The organism is Rhodococcus sp. NPDC055024, assembly GCF_053608585.1.
Genome location: NZ_JBSGVT010000009.1, coordinates 113,914 through 133,548, shown reverse-complemented (window position 1 = coordinate 133,548; position 19,635 = coordinate 113,914). Strand labels below are relative to the sequence as shown.

Below are 19,635 nucleotides of genomic sequence, written 5' to 3'. Positions count from 1 at the left end.
GTCAAACCCTTCGTCGGTCTTCGAATCCGAGGATCAGCCTGCCACGTCGCCGGGCCGCCACCAACCTCGCCTCCGGTGTTCCGCCGCCGATCGCGACGCCGCCTTGCCCCCGCCAGTCGGTCACCAGGGCGTCGACTGCGCGTAACTGTTTGTCCGTCAATGCTTTTGCGCCGCCCTGCAGCAGCCAGGCCCGCAGAGCGCGTCGACGGATTGCGGTGGGCGCTTCGGCAAGTGTGTCCACTTCCACTTCCCCGTCGACGACAACCCGCAGGAGTAGGGCCTCGGCGTACTCGTCGAGCGCCTCACCGTCCTCACGCAACTGCGTCGCGGTTCGGGCCAACGCTTCCGGAACTCCCCCGCCGAGAATTTCTTCGAGCAGCGGCAACGCCTCGTGCCGCAGACGCACGCGAGTGAACTCGGGATTGTTGTTGTGCGGGTCCTCCCACGGCGTGATTCCCAGGTCGACGCAGGCCGCCCTGGTCACCGATCGACGGATGCCGAGTAGCGGCCGTCCCCAGGGAGCGTCGAATGCCGTCATACCTTGAATCGATCGCCCACCGGACCCGCGGGAGAGTCCGAGAAGCACGGTCTCCGCCTGATCGTCGAGCGTGTGTCCGAGCAGAACCGGGAGGTCAGTTCTGGCGCCGCGCAAGGCGTTGTACCGAGCCTCACGCGCAGCGGCCTCGAGACTCCCACCTTCGGCTACGTCGACGGTCAGCACCTTCGCGGTCCGGCAACCCAGCGCAAGCGCCTGGTCTGCGGCCGAGCGTGCGACGGCATCGGAACCGTCTTGCAGGCGATGGTCCACGATCAATGCGTCGACCGATTCGGTTTCCGCCACGGCTGCTGCGGTGAGCGCCAGCGAATCGGCTCCCCCGGACAGGGCGACGATCACCCGGCGTCGTGGTTCGTATGCGACTGTCCACGCCCGCACGGCCTGTCGCAGCGCCAGTAGGGCAGGCGTCTCGGGCAGCAGCATCTAGCCGAGAACGCGCTTCACCCACGCGTCGGGGTTGTCGATCTCGTCGAGCAACGGCAGGGTTTCCGGCCCGGTCCAGATGGTGTTGAACTGCTCCATGCCGACCTTGAGAACCACCGCGTCGACGAAGGCCTTGCCACGTACGTACTGCGCCATCTTGGCGTCCATGCCGAGCAGCATCTTGATGATCCGCTGCACGGGGTTGGACTTGCGCTGCCGACGCTTGTCGAAGGCCGCGCGGATCGTTGCCACCGACGGCACCACGGCGGGGCCGACGGCGTCCATCACGTGGTCTGCATGCCCTTCGAGGAGGGTGCCGAGTACGAGCATCCGATCCAGCGCGTCACGCTGAGGTTCCGCCTGCGAAGCACGCAGCAGTCCGATGATGCCGCCCGCCGTCGCACCGTCACTGGAGTCGGGTTCCTTTCGCGAGCGCAGCTCTGCAGCAAGGCGCCCGACAACGTCGGTCATCGACTCGTCCACCGTCGCACCAAGCGTTTCGACGGATTCCTTCATGTACTCCGCGAGCCACGGCGAGGACGAGAACTGGACCCGGTGCGTGACCTCGTGCAGGCAGACCCACAACCGGAAGTCACTCGGGTTCAGCCGAAGGGACCGTTCGACGGAGACGATGTTCGGCGTGACCAGGAGCAGCGTGCCGTGCTCGCCGGTGAACGGGTCGTACTGCCCGAGGATCGCCGAAGACAAGTACGCCAGCATTGCGCCGGCCTGCAGGCCCGCCGGCTTTCCGACGATGAGATTGCCACTACCGTCGGGGTCGGCACCGGTGAGATGCGCCATCGACCGCGAGGCTGCAGTAATCCATCCAGCCCGGTCCAACACGTCAGCGGCTGGGACCGGTAGACCGTCGGCCAAACCGGTCACTTCACGAACGGGCAGTTCTGCGCGCTTGGACGCTTCGGCGAGTTCCGCCGTCGCAGTCTCGGCCGTGTAGCGAGACATCGCCGGGCCACCGCGCGCCAGTTTTATCCCGGCTTTGGCGGCAAGACTCCAGTCGACGGCACCACCGAGCGGAGCCGAGGCTTCGTCATCTTGTGGAGTCTTTTCGGCCACTATTGACACCCGCAATTCCTCAATGCTCCGGCAATCGCGTCCAGGGCAGGACGGCTCACTTCTGGCGGCCGGTCATTGGACATCAGTGCGAAGGTGAGCACTCGCCCGTTCTGATCGACCACGAACCCTGACAACGCACTGGCCGTCGAGAGAGTTCCCGTCTTGGCCCGTACCCAACCCGCACCGGTTCGGTTTCCGGACGCGTAGCGGTCGGACAAACTTCCTGTTCCGCCGGCCACCGGAAGGTAGTCCAGCAGGGGGCGCAGTTTCGGATCACCGTCACCGGCCGCAGCCGTCATGACGCGATCGAGTACCTGAGCCGGAATGAGATCGTCGACGGACAACCCGCTGGAATCGTGCAGCGAAACTCCGGTGTAGTCGAACCCGGCGGCCTGCAGGGTCTTGCCGGTCGCGTCGACGGCTCCGGTGAACGACGCTTCGATTCCGGAGGCGATCGCAACCTCACGCCCGATGGTCTCGGCGAGCACGTTGTCGGAATGTTCCATCATCTGCAGCAACCGGTCGCTCAGCGGTGCCGACTGCACGGTCGCGATCGGCTTGGCACCGGCAGGCGCGGCGCCGAGACTCACGTTGGCGGGATCGACACCGAGCGCCTGAGCGAGAACCTTGCCCGCGTCCAACGCGGGAGTTTCCGAGCGCGGTGACTCGTCTTGAGTGCCGTCGTACCGACCGCCTTCGATCATCACCGATTCGATCGGCGTGATGTAGCCCGCCGCGATGTCAGCGGGGAACCAACCGGTGGCCATGTTGTCGCCCTCGAACAAGCTCGAGTCCACCACGACACTGGTCACCGGCGTACCGGCAGCCTTGATCTGGTCGACGAGATCCGCGATGTGAGCAGCGTTGGCGTAGTACCCGCTCTGCCCCTTCGGCGTCGCCGTCAGCGTCGGGTCACCACCGCCGACCAGAACGACCTGGCCGGGGCTCGCTCCGGGCACCACCGTCGTGGACAGTCGGTGGTCGAGCGGCAACTTCAGCAGTGCCGCCGATGCGGTGAGCACCTTCGTCGTGGACGCAGGCGTCATCGGCGTCGACGGGTCTGCGCTCCACAGAATGTTTCCGGTGATCGCATCAGCGACAACTCCGGTGAACTTCCCCAGATCCGGGTTGGCCACAGCCGGGCCGATCGCCGCGGCGATTCCCGACGCACTCGGAATCGGTGCGTCCATCGGGACGGGCACTACCTGAGGTGACGGCGTCACGAGCGCAGGCTGCGGCGACGTAGTCACGGTCGCACTGCCCGCAGTGTCGTTCGACGTACCGAGTTTCACGACGACAACTCCGGCGACGGCCAGTACAACCACTGCACCGACCGCCAGAAGGATGCGGAAGTTACGCCGTCGACTCTCTTCCAACGAGCCGATCTTCTTCTTTCCTTGGCCCGCCAACGCCCCTCCGTCTGTGCTCTGCCTACTGGGTGGTCAGGCAACCTTATCCTTGACCCGATATCCTTCCGACGAATCATTACCGACACGACAGCGAGGAATCGGCGTGGAGTTCGACGTCACCATCGAGATCCCCAAGGGTCAGCGCAACAAGTACGAGGTCGACCACGTAACCGGTCGCGTCAAACTCGATCGCTACCTCTACACAGCTTTCGGCTACCCGGCCGACTACGGCTTCATCGAAAACACCCTGGGTGAGGACGGCGATCCGCTCGACGCCATGGTCCTGCTCCCCGAGTCGGTCTTCCCCGGCGTCATCGTCGAGGCTCGCGCAGTCGCGATGTTCAAGATGGTCGACGAGGCCGGCGGAGACGACAAGGTCCTCTGCGTTCCGGCCGGTGACCCCCGCTGGGATCACATCCAGGATCTGGGTGACATCTCGCAGTTCGAGCTCGACGCGATCAAGCACTTCTTCGTCCACTACAAGGACTTGGAGCCGAACAAGCACGTCGAGGCAGCCAACTGGGTCGGCCGCGCCGAGGCAGAGGCCGAGATCGAGGCTTCGATCAAGCGTCTCGCCGCCAACGGCGGTCACTGAGCTCGAGTTCTCAGGCCTTACAAAAATCCCCGCACATCGGAAGATGTGCGGGGATTTTTTGTGCTGCTTTTACTCGCCCTTGCAGTTCCTACTCACCCTTGCAGTTCCTACTCACCCTTGCAGTTTCTACTCACCCTGGAAGACCGGCGGGCGCTTCTGGAAGACGGCGGTGATGGCCTCGGTCAGATCCTGCGAAGGCAGGAACGCCGCGTTCCAGGCTGCGACGTAGCGAAGGCTGTCGTTCACGCTCGCGCTGCGGGTGTGATCGAGCACGTCCTTGATGCCGTGGACCACGAGCGGCGGGTTGAGGGCAATCTCCTTGGCGGTCGCGCGCGCCGCGGCCAGCACTGCGTCGGCATCTTCGAAAACGTCATTGACGAGACCGATCTTCTCGGCGCGCGCTGCGTCGATGTCCTTGCCGGTCAGCGCCAACTCGCGAAGGTGTCCGTCGCCGATGATCGCGGGCAGCCGCGCAAGGCTGCCCATGTCTGCGACGATCGCGACCTTGACCTCGCGGATGCTGAACTTGGCGTCGGCGCTCGCGTAGCGGATGTCCGCTGCAGTGATGAGGTCGACGCCGCCGCCGATGCACCAGCCCTGAACGGCTGCGACGACGGGCTTGCGGCAGTCTGCGACGGCATTGATGCCCGACTGCATGCGCTTGATCATGTCGTGGAACTTGGTGCGCGGACCTGCCTGAGCCTTGTCCGCGAGGACGGCACCGAATTCACCGCTCATCGCCGGCAGGTCCAGGCCGAACGAGAAGTGCTTGCCGGATCCGGCGATGACGATTGCGCGTACCTCGGGATCGGCGTCGAGGTCGGCGAAGATTTCGGGGAGTTCACTCCAGAAATCCGGCCCCATCGCGTTGCCCTTGCTCGGCCCGATCAGCGTCACCTGGGCGATGTTGTCTTCGCGCTCGACGGTGAACGCATTCCAGCTCTTCTGTTCAGTCATTACTCAAGAGTAACTAAAGCTCGGGCTCAGCCGAAGACCCTGCCCTACCGAAGACGCTGCCTTCAGCTGAAGATTCCGGCCTCGTCAAGTACGAGCACTACGAGGGTGACGGCCATCAGGGCAAACATGATCAGCATCGCCATCCTCGCCGCCCGCTCACTGGTCGGCGGGAAAACGCGCTGGGCGGGATGCTCAGCCACGTACTCGGACAAGGACATGGTCCTGGCACGTGAGCGTGTCGGATTCTGTACCGCTGCTGTTGTAGCCATGTCGGTGATCCTTTCAACTACGCAATCTCAGTCAGGTACCCCAAAGGTGAAGTACCCGACTGAGTTCGACCTCTCCAATGTAGACCCGCAGACCAAAGAAGTCAGCGTGAGTTTGGTGCGAATTACCTGAGAGTTAGTCCACACAGGGGATACCGCCATTCGCGTCGGCTCGGATGGGTGATCCCTGCGCTCCCGTATCGGGAACGGTGCCGGCCGATACCGACGGACCGGGTTGCACCGGAGCGGCCGAGAACGCGGTCTGTGCATTGTCCTCACCGATCAGTACAGACACTGATTCGGCCGCTGCCTGCTCGTTCGACACCGCGACCACACCCAACTGCTCGGCCAGCGCCTCTGCGACGGCTTTGGCGCCGACCCCATAGCTGACCACCGACTTTGCCGTCGGAGCTGCGGTGCTCACCTCCCCGACCTCGACTCCCGACGCTTTCAACTCCGACGCCAAAGCGGCACCCAACCCGTCCGTCGCGGTTCCGTTGCGGATGTCCACAACTTCGTTCCCGGTCGAGATCGCGGTGTCCATCGCAGGTGCAGACGCCGAGTCGCCTCCCGCGAAGATCCTCGACACTTCACTACGCAAACGCGCCGGATCGACCATGTTGACATCCTGGCCGTCGACGGTCTCGTAACCCTCGATGGGCAGGGTGTAGAAGTCGATGTTCCCACCCGCGAGAGCGCTTGCCTGAGAAGCGAATCGGACGGGATCCATGGCGGAATCGATCACGACGTCCTTCTTCACCACGTCGGCCAGTGCCGTCATCTTCGGAATGTTGCCGATGACGCCGGAGCCCTTCAGATTGGCAATCACTGCACTGATGAATGCCTGCTGCCGGTGCGTGCGATCCAAGTCCCCGTTGTCCAGACCGTGGCGTTGACGGACAAACGAAAGTGCCTGTGACGCATCGAGAGTCTGGACCCCGGCCGGGAAGTTGGCACCCGAGAAGTCATCCTGCACCGGATTGTTGAGGCACACCTGAACGGGGCCGATGGCCGAGACGACGTCGTAGAAGCCCATTAGGTTCACTTCGGCAAAGTGATCGATCGGAACCTTGAGCAGATTCTGCACGGTGGTCAGCGTCGAGCGCCTTCCGACTTCGCGTGCTTGTTGTTCTCGTGCAGCAGGATCCGTCACACCGTCTGCTACGAGTTTGGCGTCCGCATCAGCCTTCGCCATTCCGTAGGCTTCCTTGATCTTGGCCATTCCGTAGCCGGGTACCGCGACGTAATCGTCGCGTGGGATCGCCACCGCACTGGCCTTGCCGCCGTCGCCCGGAACATGGAGCAGGATAAGCGTGTTCGTGTTGTACCCACCCACATCGCTGTCCCCCGCATGCAACTTGTCGGTGACGAACTCAGCCGGCAGATCGCTGCCGTCCATCGCCTTGCGACTGTCGAGACCGATCAACAAGATGTTGGTATCCCCGTCGAGTGAACTGCCGGCGTCGTCACCGAGGGCGGAGAGCGCATCCGATCGGTACAGACCCGACGTCAGATCCGACTGCACGTACCACCCGATTCCGACGCCGACCAGAATCGTCGTCGACAAGGAGGCGGCCGCCAGCTTGCGCCCCACTGAGAGCGTCGACCGCTGCGGTGGACGCCTACGTCTGTGCCTGGTTGCCGAGTGTCGAGGTCGCGGTTCCACGGCCGACACGCTATCCAGCGTTCCTGAGGAGAACCTGTCGATACCGGACAGGGCTGGTCATTGGCTGAAAAAACGCTGAGAACGAAGTCCGAATTGGGCGAATCTGCTCTAGGCTCCGCCCTGTGGACCGCCGACGCTTCCTCAGTGCCCTCGCAGCAGCAACTCTGACCGGAACCGCCGCGGTGACGATGGGAACCGCTTGTTCATCACGTTCGGTCGGCACGGCTGTCGCCGCAGCCGACGAACCAGCAGATGCCGTGCCCGGCGCGGAACTCCCGCCTGCGTTGTTGCCGCCTCCACCGCCGTCCGCGCGGGTGGCGCTGCCCGCCGGCGGATCTTTGACGGCGTTACCGGGCGGCGGGGATCTGCTCGCGCTGACGGTTGACGACGGGGCCAGTTCCGAAGTCGTCCGCCTCTACACACAGTTCGCAAAAGACACCGGCATCCGTTTGACGTACTTCGTCAACGGGCAATACAACTCGTGGACCGAAAACGCCGGACTTCTCAGACCTCTTGTCGAGAGCGGACAAATTCAGCTCGGCAATCACACCTACTCGCACCCGGATCTGACGTCCGTGTCGAAGCAGCAGATCGCCGACGAGCTGACGAAGAACGGCACGTTCCTGCGCAACACTTACGGCGTGGACGCGGCGCCGTACTTTCGGCCGCCGTACGGAAGGCACAACGCGACAGTCGATTCCGTGGCCGCGAGTGTCGGATACACCATGCCCACCCTCTGGTACGGATCACTGTCGGATTCTTCGTTGATCACCGAGGAGTACATCCTGCAGATGGCGAACCAGTACTTCAATCCGGGGGCGATAGTGATCGGGCACCTCAATTACCTGCCCGTGACCCACGTGTATCCGCAACTGGTGGACATCATCCGGAGCCGGAACTTGCGAACGGTCACGCTCGACGATGTGTACCTGAAGCCGTGACGACGTGGTGACCGCCGCCGAAAACGGGGTCCCGGCCGAAAACACGGCTCCGTCTGTGAAACAACGCACCGAGGCCTGGCTGCTCGCGGACATCACCGAGGAACCCGCCGGACATCTGGGGCCACACCGGATGGCGCCGAAGAAGGAGAAGCGCCACCCGTGGTGGAAGGTGATGTGCCTGACGGGTGTCGATTACTTCTCCACTCTCGGTTACCAACCCGGTATCGCAGCACTGGCGGCCGGCACGTTGGCTCCCATCGCGACAGTCGTATTGATCCTGCTGACGCTGTTCGGTGCGCTGCCGGTCTACCGGCGTGTGGCTCGCGAGAGTCCGCACGGCGAGGGTTCGATCGCCATGCTCGAGAAGCTGCTACCCAAGTGGCGCGGCAAGATCTTCGTTCTCGTGCTTCTCGGCTTCGCGGCCACCGATTTCCTCATCACCATGACGCTCTCGGCCGCCGATGCGACGGCGCACCTCGTCGAGAATCCTTTTGCACCAACATTTCTCTCCGGACACACAGTCGCCGTCACCCTGGTTCTGCTCGCGCTACTCGCCGCGGTATTCCTCCGCGGATTCACCGAAGCAATCGGTATCGCGGTCGGATTGGTCGCCGTCTACCTCACATTGAACGTGGTGGTCATCTCCGTAGGTTTATGGCACATCGCGACCGCGCCGTCGTTGGTCACCGACTGGACGCGCGCCATGACCACCGAACACGGAAATCCCGCGATGATGATCCTGATCGCGCTGATCGTCTTCCCGAAGTTGGCGCTCGGCCTGTCCGGCTTCGAAACCGGGGTCGCGGTCATGCCGCAGATCAAGGGCGATCCGCACGACACCGAACAGAATCCACGTGGCCGCATCAGAGGTGCACGGCGCCTGCTCACCACAGCGGCGCTGATCATGAGCGGATTCCTGCTGACGTCGAGCCTGGTCACCACCATCCTGATCCCGGAGAACGAGTTCCAACCCGGAGGCGCTGCCAACGGTCGCGCGCTCGCATTCCTCGCACACGACTATCTGGGTGAGATCTTCGGAACCGTCTACGATCTCAGCACGATCCTGATCCTCTGGTTTGCCGGTGCGTCGGCAATGGCAGGGTTGCTCAACCTCGTCCCCAGGTATCTCCCCCGCTACGGCATGGCGCCGTCGTGGGCCCGCGCCGTGCGTCCGCTGGTCCTCGTGTTCAGCGTCATCGCCATCACCGTCACGATCTACTTCGACGCCGGTGTCGACGCTCAAAGTTCCGCGTACGCAACCGGTGTCCTCGTGCTCATCTCGTCGGCGACCGTCGCCGTTGCCCTGTCTGCTCGCAAACACGGACAGCGAAAACTGTTCGTGGGGTTCAGTTTTGTCGCGGTGCTATTCGTCTACACGACGATCGCGAACATCTTCGAACGCCCGGACGGTGTGAAAGTGGCGTCGTTTTTCATCGCCGCGATCATGGTGGTGTCCTTCCTTTCCCGGATCTCGCGAGCCTTCGAACTACGGGCAACCTCCGTCGAATTCGACGAGACTGCACTGCAATTCATCGCCGAGGCAGCCGAGAAGGGCTATCTCGCTGTGGTGGCGCACGACGTCGACCGCCTCGACGAGGACGAGTATCGGCAGAAGGAATCGCAGCAGCGCGCCGAAAGCAACATCCCCGAGGGTGAGTCGATCATCTTCATCGAGGTCAACGTCACGGACTCCTCCGAATTCAGCACCGACCTCCTCGTCCACGGGCGACAGCGCGGTGAGCACCGGATTCTCTGGGTCGACAGTCCTGCCGTCCCCAACACCATTGCGGCGGTTCTCCTGCGGACGAGGGACATCACCGGCGTGATTCCCGACGTCTACTTCGAGTGGACCGAGGGAAACCCGATCATGTACCTGCTCCGATTCCTTTTCATCGGTGAGGGCGAAACCGCTCCGGTGACCCGTGAGGTCCTTCGCCGCGCCGAACCCGACCAGTCCAGGCGGCCCCACGTCCACGTCGGTTGACGTGGCAACCGACGAGCAGAGGGTTGGTCCAGGCCATGCCCCAGGAAGATCGCACAGAAAGAAGTGCTGCGTGCCTATATTCAGGCGAAACTCGCGGATATCACATCTTGCGTGCGAGGCTCGCCCTGAAATCCATTGCGATGGTGCGGATCTATAGGACGATCGGCCCCCGCTGCACCCACACGTCGAAGCGACTCGCTAGCGCAGGTTCGATTCGTCTGTCACCAAGCGATAAAGGACGTATCCTGAAAACACTATTATGGAGACGACGCAGAGTACGAGCATGATGTCGAAGAAGATAGTCACGTTTCCCCTCATCGGTTCGACCGGGATCGATTCGTTGATCCCCGCGGAGGTTTCTCCGCGAAAATGTCCTGTCCCGCAGCTCCAATCGTGTGAAGGCGATAGCGCCTCACCACCCGAGGCACGGCTCAGCTCTACTCAGAGTGAGGGCTTGGCAGTGTCATGCGCTGCGCGAAGGGTCACTTACGATTCCTGATCCGCTGACACGAGGTCGCGGAAGTAGTCGGAGAGACGGTGAGTGCCAGTCCGCTCGCCCACCGACTCACGTTGGAGCCCTTCGAGGAAGAATCGAGCCAGCGACGACGGGCGCGGCCCCAGGCGATCCGCGGTCCAGATGACAGGCCGGACGAATCCGGCAGGGACCGAGACCATTCGGGGTCGCTTGTCCACCGCGGCGAACGCCAAGTCCACGATGTCGCGATACCTGTAGATGTCCGGGCCACCGACATTCCACTCACCGGACTCGTCCCCGAGTCGGTCGACACAGAAGGCTGCGAGGTCGGCGCCGTGGATCGGGTTCAGTCGCGCAGTTCCGGCGCCGAGACCGAACGCAAGGCCGCGATGGGCCATGTCGAGGAACTCGGAAGCGTCCGAGAAGTATCCCGAGGGATTGACGATCTGCGAAGCCGCCTCGCTCCGCCGCAGCGCCTCCACGAATGCCGCCTTCGACCGCATCACCATCGAGGTGCCCTCGTGGACATGCATGACATTGACAAACAGAAACGACGATACCGAGTCCTGCTCCGCCAACTGCAGCAGACGCAAATTTGCTTGAAAATCGATGTCCCAGGGGTCAGCGTGTTGCCTCGTCACACCCAACGCTGAAACCACCCGGTGCACACCGTGACACAGACCTGGAATCGTACTGCGATCGCCGATGTCTCCGATCACCCACTCGTCTACCAGGCCGCTTAGAGATGGAGCTCCGAACGCCCCCGAGCCCTCTGCCCGATCGCGTGAACGCACCAGCGCCCTCACCCGATAGCCGCGTTGACGGAGCTCACGCACCAGATACCTACCCATATACCCCGTCGCCCCGGCAACTAGTACGGTCTGCGCTTCCATGTGCACCCCTCCATTCATGTACTACCTGGTCCAAGAATACAGTACTGCGATGCGATGACTTCGACACGTCAGGGGAGGTCCTGTCGGCCCACCTGGACAATGGGAACGTCGGGTCACCTCGGATATCCGGCGACAATGAGATGGAGGAAACGTGATGGCGCGTCCCGCACGACCGTTGGACCCTGCGCGCTCTCGCGCGCTACTCGATGCCGCCGGCGTCGCATTCGCAACACACGGTTTCGAGCGGGCCTCGCTCAACTCGATCCTGGCCGAGGCGCGATTCCCGAAGAGCTCCTTCTACCACTACTTCGGGGACAAGACGACACTGTTCGAGCGCGCCGTGGAAGCCGGAATGGACGCGCTGCGCGCAGCGGTGATACCACCGAACATCGACTCACTCGATCAGCACAGCTTCTGGCCGCAGATACGTCAACTCGGTGATCAACTCCAGATCGCCGCCACCTCGGACCCACGCACCCAGATTGTCGGACGCCTGCTTCACTCCGCCGACGTCCCGCCCTCACCCACGCTCGACGCTCTTCGCCACTCGATAACGAACTGGCTCACACACGCACTCGAAAGAGGCCGCGACCTCGGCCAGATTGACCTCGACACCCCCCTGGAGCTTCAACTACACCTACTGATCGCCGTCCTCACGGAAGTCGACCGATGGGTGCTCGCCCACAACGCGAACACCGACTCCACGTCCGCGGCACTGCGCGTACTCGAACGCTTGCTCGTCGCGTGATCATGGCTCCTGAATATGTCAATCGGAACTATCAGATAAACGGTTGATTCGGTCTTGGTTCGACACGCCGAGCTGAGCTAGGCGAGAAGGATCGATCATGACCGAAACACTGGATCCCATGGCGGCCGAGGTGGATCAGAAACAGCTGGCCGAGCAACTTCTGGCACAAGCCAAGGAGCACGGTGGAGTTGATGGGCCCGAACGGGCTGCTCAATCAACTCGCCAAGAATGTCCTCGCTTTGGATGCGGAGATGACCGAGCACCTCGGCTGCGACAGGCACGACTCGGCCGACCGGGGCAGCGGCAAACTCTCGAAACGGTACCGGTCGAAAACGGTCTTCACCGAGACTGTACCGGTGGAGATCGGCGGAGATCGGTGTCCCGCGGGACATCGATTCCTCGTTCGCCCCGCAGATCGTCAAGAAGCGACAACGCCGCCTGGCCGGTATCGACGAGATCGTATTGTCCTTGTCCGCAAAAGGAATAACCACCGGGGAAGTGTCCGACCACTTCCAGGACGTCTATGGGGCAACGGTCTCGAAAGACACAGTTTTCGGGATTCCGGACAGAAGCGTTCCGTCTAGCAAGGAGGTTTCTCGGAATGTCCTTGCTTTCTTCGAAGCTTCGGAGCGTTTACCCGCGATGAACTCGGTTGGACATGGCCACCGGATACCGCGCATGACCGTAAGACCCTCGCGGATTCTCCACAGCACACCCGCCTTCGCATGTCTGAAGCAGGTAATTCAGCTATCTGACGGCCTGAACCTGGTGTTTTCGCCACCACCATGCACCGTGTGCTCGCTCAGAATCTTCGTGCCGTGCCCCCATTTTTGGGGGCACTTGGCGATGTTCGCGGACCTGCAGGTCGCACTCGCGCCATTGCCGCCGCCATTCGAACCGCAATCGCTCGAAACGAAGACGCCGATACCATCGATCAACGTATTCAGGCGGCCGAGGACGGAGGCCTCCCACTGTCGCTCTGGTAGAGCGCGACATCGCTCGGCGGGACCTGCGTGGGATTGTAATTCGTTGCAGTGCATGGCATTTACCATAGTTGGTTATCGGCAATCATTTTTCGCACTTGGATTGCAAACTCGAAGTACTCAGACGTGCCCCACCTTGCCGATCAAAGGAGCCATCGGGTGGCACGCTTGCCGATCAAAGAAGCCATCGGCTGGCGCGCTGCCCGCGATGGCGGCTCAGGCGAACCGTTCACCGACCTGTGGATCGAAGAGTCGGTAGCCGAGGGGGCGCATCGCGTCGATGACCGCATTCGCATGCTCGCTTTGGAATCCGTAGCCAATGAACTCGATCAATTGCTCACCGATGTACACATCGAACATTGGGGCGCCCTCCGCGGCAGTCCCTGGCGGGCGCAAGAACTGCCCGTCCCACGCCCAACCTGGGAGATCCTCCACAAATGCCTGCAAGATGCAATCGCGGTCTACAGCATCGACGCCGCTCACGTGCTGCTCGTCGTTTAGCCGCGCGTAGACGTGGGAGAGGTCGAGATCATCGCCTCCCGCCCAGAACGCCAGGTTGTAGCTCATGGCTCTTAGTATGCCTGCGCCTTGACCTCTGTCGAGATTTCTTTACTGACTGCCGAGCAGGTGAGCCGAATTCCGTTCCGATGCAAACCGTCTCGAATCATTTTCTGACGCATTAATTCAGGCAGTGTCGGCCTGAATATGGCAAGATCCGCGCGGTTCAGCGCTGTAGGAGCACTGGAGACAACTCTCGTAACTGGTCGATACCGGCTGTGTGGCGTTCATTCCGCGATGTTCACTGGATCGATCGGGTGCTGAATTGTCGGGTACCACGAGGCAGCGGCGACGTAGGACTCGAAGTCGCGCGCGGGTTTACCCAGCACGTGCTGGACGGTGTCGGTGACAGCCGCCGCTTCTCCGTCGCGCACCAGGCCCAGGTATCCATCGAGAACCTGGACGTCTGCTTCGGGAAGCCCCGAAGCGATCAGACCGGTGTTGAACTCCACAGGCGCGATGTCGGCGAAATTTATCTCGCGGCCGGCCGCAGCGGAGATAAGAGAGAACGCTTCGCTAAGGGAGTAGGCGCGGGGACCAGTAAGTTCGTACGTGCACCCCGCGTGGCGCGAATCGGTCAGTGCGGCAACGGCAACCTCTGCGATATCCCATGCGTCGATAAACGACTCCTTGCCCTCACCCACCGGCAGGATCAGCGATCCCGAGAGCACCGCGTCGCGGAAGAAACCCTCGTCGAAATTCTGGTAAAACGACGACGGCCGCAAAATTGTCCAATCCATCCCGGACTCCTTGACCGCTCGTTCCGAAGTCAGATAGCGCGGATCACCCACGTGATCGGCGCCGCGTCCGGAGAGCTGGACCACCCGGCGCACCTGCTAAACACCGGGCCGCGAGCACGCCGCTGCGTGGGTGCAACACGCGCAGTCCGCTTGACCTGCCAAACAGCGTTTCGGACTCCGTGGCGCTGTTCATGTTGTTCGCGAGCCATTCCGCGTCCGGCTGGACCATCGGTTCTCGCAGGCAGTAGCGGCCGCCGTTGTCTTTGACGTAGTGGGTGAAGCACTTGTTCTCGTATCCGCCGTGTTCTTTGGTGCGGGGTATCACGACAAAGCGTGTGGGAGCGGCTGTTTCGGCCATGGTGATGCGCCTTCCTGCGAGTCGGTAGAGTCGCTCCCCGGTCACCAGGTCGAGTGCTTCTATCAACTTCGCAGTCATCATCGGCCCCGGACACCTCTGATCTCAGTATCCGTCGGTACCGGCGAAGACAAGTTCAGGCGTGCCGACAACCGGCCGCCCGGGGTGTAGTTGCTGCTGTAGGGACTCGATCCCGGCAGCGTCGAGTGTTCCTCGGTGAATCTGACAGACCCAGTCGAAATCTTCTGTAGACCAGCCGATCTGATATCCGTAAGTCTTGGTTTTCCACGGCTCGTTCGATCGTGGCCGCCGGGCGATCCAACCCGCATTATCACCGAGTTCGGCGGCGAATGCGCCGGATTCGGGTTCGATCGAGTGAACGAAGCGTGGAGTCAGGTCCGTCAGCAGGGGCACCCCGATGGGTTCGGCGGTGATCTCCTCGCGGAACCAGCGTATCGATTCCTGCCGCGGTGTAGTTGGCGGTCCGCCGCGACCGGCGAGGCTCCTCGATTCGGCGTCGGTGACGACCGGACCGTCCCAGGTGAACAGGGAGGGGTCGAGGTGCTCCCCCACGGTGAGGTCGGAGTATGCGGCGCCGTCGATACCGTCGCCGGATTGTTGGGCAAGTACTGCACCGGTTTCGGCGTCGACGACAAGCCGCAGCGACGGCTTCGGCAGATTCCGGCTCTCGCGTGGGGCGAGATCCACCGACCAGCATCGACGGCCGAGGAACTCGACGTCTGTCACCGGCCCTGTCGGGCGTGAATGATGGTTGCCGACCCAATGCTCAACGCGCGGGGTGATCGCGAGGTGTCGGCCCGCGCCGGGCGAGTGCACCTGGTGGAGTTCGGTGCAGCGCGGATGGTCTGGGTCGGCGGTGAAGTCCCAAGCGGTGGTGCCGTCGCTGACGAACATCACCTGCCCGTCGAGTGACTCGATCCTCGATCGGCGCCCCCACCGATACAGATGGACGCCGGGGAGGCGAACGGGAAGAAACACAGGTTCTTCACCGTAGCTGCCGTAGTAGTAGTGAAACGGTTCGTCGGAGTTGCGGTACGGGACCACGACCCCGTGGACCGGTTGCCGCGGGCCGTCGGCCATGGTCACCAACATCTGGACCCATTCGGTCATCACTGCCTCCATCACACATTCGGGTGTCGGGCGTCTTCGCCCCAGGTAAACGCGTCTCCCACCGGTTATTTTGGTGAGCTTTCCGGCTCGATCGCCTGCGCCGCTCAGCTCAGACATGCAGGACTCCAGCGATCGCTTCGGAAGCCGCGGGGTAGGCGCGGGTGTCGGCTTGTTCCCCCAACTCTGCCGAGGCGTAGGACAGGAGATTGTCGAGACGAACACCTTGCTCGTCGTACAGATTCAGCCGAGCTGTCAACATCAGTCCGGGGTAGTCACGATGCCGGAATCGGACATGGATCCGGCCGCTCGGCCAGTGGCCGACGTACGTGGCGCTCACCTGGTCGACTTTGTCCGAGAACCGCATTCGGTCGAGACCGCGCAGGCAGTACTGCACGTACCCGTGATGGTCGAGTGGCTCGGGACCGACAGGCCAGCACCGATCGGTGATGTCGACGCCGCCGGTGATCAGCGAATGGATCCCGCCATCGACCCCGGTGGAGAGTACCGACCGGCCGACGGCAGGACGGGTAGCAGTCCTCGCAACCAACCACAGCCTCCCGCCCCCTGCGACCCCGTGCGCGACATCCATCCCGGGCAGCGTCAAGGTCGTCGCCGGCGACGAAGCCTCACCACGGTAGGCCCGTACAGTTGTGGCGCCACGCGTAATGGGGTCTTTGCCCCAGTACCAGCGCACGTTGCCATCGAATGCGCGCTTGCGGCGATGGTTTTCGTCGTACGACACATCCGCATACTCGCTGGTGTACCCGACCTGCCGATCTTCCGCGCACAGGTAGGTGTCGCGGTCGATGCGCAGCGGGGCCGGATCATGCAGAGGTATCTGCAATACCGATGAGCTGTAACGCAACTCGAACCCTGCCCGCTTTCCTCCCGTGCCGTCCACGCGCGGCACCCGTTCCCACGGATCGTGCTCGACACCGAGATAGAGCGAGGATTCGTCGAACTCGGCCGACACGATCGCCGCGGCATCCACTTCGACCCGACGCATCCCACCACCCGGCTTGCTCACCAGCAGCGCCGGTTTGCGCCTCAGCGTCCGTGGCGGAATATCCGGCGAGGGTGAGATGTCGTTGTGCCTGCGTGTAGTCGTCATACACCAGGCGCCGGCGCGTCCCGCGCCGATCAGATGGTGCCCTTCGGTGTATTCCGAACGGTCGATGCCGCCGGTACCGACGTGAACCAAAGGGCCGTCGCGGTGATTCTGTATCCACAAACCGGACTCGTCGGCAGAGATCTGTGCTGGGCCGAATCCCGGAGGGGTCGGAGAAAGATCGGTCCACGCCACCAACCCCACCAACGATTCTGTGTGCGGATCAATCAGTGCCGCAACGGGTTGACGCTCGTCGACCACCCACAGGTGAGCAGCGGCGAAGAAGACATATCGAGGGCGCAGGAACCTACGCCCGAGGTGGGCGCTCACGCGCCTTTCTGCAAAGTCATGACATGGACGGTACCAGCGAAACTGGCCGTCCACTTGCTGTCAAGCTGTTCGACCCAACTCCGGCAATCGATCTCTTCGTCGTTGGCGTGCGAAAGAGACAAAGCCGGCTGTCGATTCCTTTCTCGAGTGCATGGGCCCCTGCGGATATGAAAAGGCTCGCGGATACGAAGTTTGTCGTATGGCATCGATGATGATTGCAACATCGACTGGACGGCAGGGCGTTTCGGCATCTTCGGCCTGCGTGGAATCAGTCTCCCATCAGAAGTGGTGAGCTTTCGCGCAGGTCTCCACGTCGACGAACAATTGGGATGCTTGCCCCTTACTTCAAAGTTGCAAATTTCGGATACTTTTGGATATTCAGTTTACTTAGTCTTGTGCATTCCTTAGGTTTAAGTATCGAGAGAATTGATATCGGGACTCACTTATTTGAAATGACGAAGATCACACTATGTAGTTCGACATGCCAAGTATACGTAATGTTAACGAATGAATATGTTGACTTCTGGCAATAATTTAATGCCGATACATCTCCCCTCATCTCAAATGGCCAATTAGACCGCCAAATGCGGACAAAACGGATCTTGTCGAACATAAAAACCGCTGCTCACCTCGCTCTAGTCACCGTCTTGCCATAGTCCGATATTCAACCAAAAATCTGAATATCAGCTATCACTAATAGCGAATAGACGTTTATGGCTTTCAGAAGTACGTTCATGTCGTCACATTCCTGCAGTGAATATCCCGAAACGTACAGCGAGGATTATGCATGGTAAATAAAGTGAATAAACTTTTGGGAACGCGCTATCCGATATTGTCCGCACCGATGGGCGGAGTGGCAGGTGGTCAACTGGCCGCCGCAGTCTCGAACTCTGGTGGTGCCGGCCTCGTCGGAGTCAGCTACGGCAACGAAGAATTCATAGATTCGGAGTTGCCCATCGCCGCCCGGTCACGTGGCGTGTGGGGGGCAGGCCTGGTGATGTTCACCTTCGATAAGGCCCCTCACTTGCTCGACAGCGTCTTGTCTCACCGGCCGCCACTCGTTGCATTGTCATTTGGAAATGCCGCCCAGACCAACAAATACGTCGCAGCCATTCAACGCGAGAACCTGTTAGCCGCCGTGCAGGTTCACGACACCGACCAAGCTCAAGAAGCCGCCGCTGCCGGAGCCGACGTGATCATTGCCCAAGGATCCGAAGCAGGTGGACACCACAAAGACCGTGCAACGTTTCCGCTCATTCCGGCAGTCGCGGACGCACTCAACGGACAGATCCCACTTGTTGCAGCCGGTGGAATCGCAGACGGCCGGGGACTGGCGGCAGCACTCGCTCTCGGCGCCGACGGGGTCATGATCGGTACTCGGTTCGCCGCCGCCGCCGAAGCGCTCACAAGCCCATCCTTCACCGATTCCTTGATCAACGGACACAGTCGAGATCTCCTCGATACCCGTGCCTTCGACATCATCCGTTCAATTCCCTGGCCACCTCAGTACACCGCTCGCGCTCTCGGGAACGACTTCTCCCGCACATGGTTTGGCCATGAAGACGAACTCGCCGACCACGCCGCCACCCTCGTCGACGCGTGGTCGCAATCGGTCTCCGATGACGACGTCACACAACGACCGTTGTTCGCGGGGGAGAACATCGATCTGATCACCTCGGTTCAACCGGCCGCTCAGATCATCGAGTCGATGATCACACAGGCCTGCTCGGTTCTGGACGCGCTCGGGACGACCGAGTTCCGCAACGCACTTCCCGCTCACTGACCGGCCAAGGCCCCGAGCACCATTCAGCGACAACGAAAGAAGGCGAAACCGATGTACGTACTACAACTGACCTATCTTGCGGATTCTGACGTCCTCACCCGCAGCAAACCTGACCACATTCGATGGCTACGCGAGCAAATCAACGCCGGCTCTGTGGTCGCAGCCGGACCCAGAGACGGGGGTGGTGGCGTCGTAATCACCTCAGACCTCGACGACGAAGCTGTCGACAAACTGGTCGCCAGCGACCCGTGGACCGTCGACGGACTGGTCCGATACGACCGTATTCACTTCACCAGTACCTACAGCGCCCCCGGCGTCTTTCCCCGCCCGAACTCTGACGAGGTCACTCTCATCAACGTCGCACTCACTGACAACCCTCAAAAATCACTGGCAGCGCTCAACGACGCAGTCGACCACGTCGCCCACACCGCTACCGGCTTCCTCGGGTCACGATTGCTCAGAAGCACACAGAACGACAGCATCGTCAACTTCGCCCGATGGAACAGTCTGAACGAGTTCGAAGCGATTTTCGACGACCCCGAGTTCACTACGCGCTACGCAGCTTTCGCTGAATCCACCACGGAAGCCCGCTACCGGCTCTACCGCTCGGCACACATCATCAGCCCGCAATCCTGACATCCCCGATCAGAGAGGAACCAC

18 protein-coding genes and 1 pseudogene are annotated in these 19,635 nt (G+C 61.8%); 7 read left to right on the top strand and 12 right to left on the bottom strand.

All coding sequences use genetic code 11. The annotated features are described in order from the left end of the window. Position 1: 1 nt before the first annotated feature. The 3 genes from tilS to dacB are packed head-to-tail and all read right to left on the bottom strand — an operon-like array spanning position 2 to position 3,462. Positions 2–979 (bottom strand): tRNA lysidine(34) synthetase TilS, encoded by a 978-nt coding sequence (gene tilS / locus ACWF6P_RS19775; protein WP_452622178.1) that lies wholly within the window; start codon positions 977–979, stop codon positions 2–4. Next, complete coding sequence (locus tag ACWF6P_RS19770) at positions 980–2,053, bottom strand: zinc-dependent metalloprotease (RefSeq protein ID WP_019746776.1); 1,074 nt, start codon at positions 2,051–2,053, stop codon at positions 980–982. Further along, a complete protein-coding gene (gene dacB, locus ACWF6P_RS19765; protein WP_452622177.1) occupies positions 2,053–3,462 on the bottom strand; it encodes a D-alanyl-D-alanine carboxypeptidase/D-alanyl-D-alanine endopeptidase in 1,410 nt (469 codons plus the stop codon). Before dacB ends, ACWF6P_RS19770 begins: the two co-directional genes overlap by 1 nt. 103 nt (positions 3,463–3,565) lie before the next feature. On the opposite strand from dacB, the gene ACWF6P_RS19760 reads away from it, so the two are divergent. Continuing rightward, complete coding sequence (locus ACWF6P_RS19760) at positions 3,566–4,057, top strand: inorganic diphosphatase (protein ID WP_003941181.1); 492 nt, start codon at positions 3,566–3,568, stop codon at positions 4,055–4,057. A gap of 126 nt (positions 4,058–4,183) precedes the next feature. Here the strand turns inward: ACWF6P_RS19760 and ACWF6P_RS19755 are convergent, their stop codons facing one another. The 3 genes from ACWF6P_RS19755 to ACWF6P_RS19745 form a co-directional block, all read right to left on the bottom strand. Further along, entirely contained in the window at positions 4,184–5,014 is an 831-nt protein-coding gene (locus ACWF6P_RS19755) for a crotonase/enoyl-CoA hydratase family protein (RefSeq protein WP_007727023.1), read from the bottom strand. A gap of 62 nt (positions 5,015–5,076) precedes the next feature. Next, on the bottom strand, positions 5,077–5,283 hold the full coding sequence (locus tag ACWF6P_RS19750; protein WP_378448154.1) for a hypothetical protein: 207 nt from the start codon (positions 5,281–5,283) through the stop codon (positions 5,077–5,079). A 133-nt stretch (positions 5,284–5,416) separates the two neighbouring features. Beyond that, positions 5,417–6,946: an LCP family protein gene (locus ACWF6P_RS19745; protein ID WP_452622176.1), complete on the bottom strand. Its 1,530-nt coding sequence runs from the start codon at positions 6,944–6,946 to the stop codon at positions 5,417–5,419. Positions 6,947–7,134: 188 nt separating this feature from the next. Here ACWF6P_RS19745 and ACWF6P_RS19740 point away from each other — a divergent pair, with 188 nt between their 5' ends. Together ACWF6P_RS19740 and ACWF6P_RS19735 are read left to right on the top strand one after the other, a co-directional pair. Beyond that, on the top strand, positions 7,135–7,887 hold the full coding sequence (locus ACWF6P_RS19740) for a polysaccharide deacetylase family protein (protein ID WP_452622267.1): 753 nt from the start codon (positions 7,135–7,137) through the stop codon (positions 7,885–7,887). Positions 7,888–7,891: 4 nt separating this feature from the next. Next, positions 7,892–9,871, top strand: a complete 1,980-nt coding sequence (locus tag ACWF6P_RS19735; protein ID WP_452622175.1) for an amino acid permease — start codon at positions 7,892–7,894, stop codon at positions 9,869–9,871. Positions 9,872–10,357: 486 nt separating this feature from the next. On the opposite strand, the gene ACWF6P_RS19730 is transcribed toward ACWF6P_RS19735, so the two are convergent. After that, on the bottom strand, positions 10,358–11,239 hold the full coding sequence (locus ACWF6P_RS19730; RefSeq protein ID WP_452622174.1) for an SDR family oxidoreductase: 882 nt from the start codon (positions 11,237–11,239) through the stop codon (positions 10,358–10,360). Between the two features lie 154 nt (positions 11,240–11,393). On the opposite strand from ACWF6P_RS19730, the gene ACWF6P_RS19725 reads away from it, so the two are divergent. Then, the gene (locus tag ACWF6P_RS19725; protein WP_452622173.1) at positions 11,394–11,987 is read left to right on the top strand and encodes a TetR/AcrR family transcriptional regulator; all 594 of its coding nucleotides are present in this window, start codon (positions 11,394–11,396) and stop codon (positions 11,985–11,987) included. A 97-nt stretch (positions 11,988–12,084) separates the two neighbouring features. After that, positions 12,085–12,578 (top strand): annotated as a pseudogene (locus tag ACWF6P_RS19720) (transposase); the annotation flags it as partial. Positions 12,579–13,186: 608 nt separating this feature from the next. On the opposite strand, the gene ACWF6P_RS19715 reads toward ACWF6P_RS19720, so the two are convergent. From ACWF6P_RS19715 to ACWF6P_RS19695, 5 genes are all read right to left on the bottom strand, one after another. Continuing rightward, on the bottom strand, positions 13,187–13,537 hold the full coding sequence (locus ACWF6P_RS19715) for a hypothetical protein (protein WP_452622172.1): 351 nt from the start codon (positions 13,535–13,537) through the stop codon (positions 13,187–13,189). Between the two features lie 218 nt (positions 13,538–13,755). Then, a complete protein-coding gene (locus ACWF6P_RS19710; RefSeq protein ID WP_452622171.1) occupies positions 13,756–14,352 on the bottom strand; it encodes a hypothetical protein in 597 nt (198 codons plus the stop codon). Next, on the bottom strand, positions 14,312–14,707 hold the full coding sequence (locus ACWF6P_RS19705; RefSeq protein ID WP_452622170.1) for a hypothetical protein: 396 nt from the start codon (positions 14,705–14,707) through the stop codon (positions 14,312–14,314). Before ACWF6P_RS19705 ends, ACWF6P_RS19710 begins: the two co-directional genes overlap by 41 nt. A 21-nt stretch (positions 14,708–14,728) precedes the next feature. Then, the gene (locus ACWF6P_RS19700) at positions 14,729–15,754 is read right to left on the bottom strand and encodes a hypothetical protein (RefSeq protein ID WP_452622169.1); all 1,026 of its coding nucleotides are present in this window, start codon (positions 15,752–15,754) and stop codon (positions 14,729–14,731) included. Positions 15,755–15,863: 109 nt separating this feature from the next. Beyond that, entirely contained in the window at positions 15,864–17,192 is a 1,329-nt protein-coding gene (locus tag ACWF6P_RS19695) for a hypothetical protein (RefSeq protein ID WP_452622168.1), read from the bottom strand. Positions 17,193–17,991: 799 nt separating this feature from the next. Here ACWF6P_RS19695 and ACWF6P_RS19690 point away from each other — a divergent pair. Together ACWF6P_RS19690 and ACWF6P_RS19685 are read left to right on the top strand one after the other, a co-directional pair. Beyond that, the gene (locus tag ACWF6P_RS19690) at positions 17,992–18,975 is read left to right on the top strand and encodes an NAD(P)H-dependent flavin oxidoreductase (protein WP_452622167.1); all 984 of its coding nucleotides are present in this window, start codon (positions 17,992–17,994) and stop codon (positions 18,973–18,975) included. 51 nt (positions 18,976–19,026) lie between these two features. Next, positions 19,027–19,611: an antibiotic biosynthesis monooxygenase gene (locus ACWF6P_RS19685; protein ID WP_452622166.1), complete on the top strand. Its 585-nt coding sequence runs from the start codon at positions 19,027–19,029 to the stop codon at positions 19,609–19,611. The last annotated feature ends 24 nt before the right edge of the window (positions 19,612–19,635 follow it).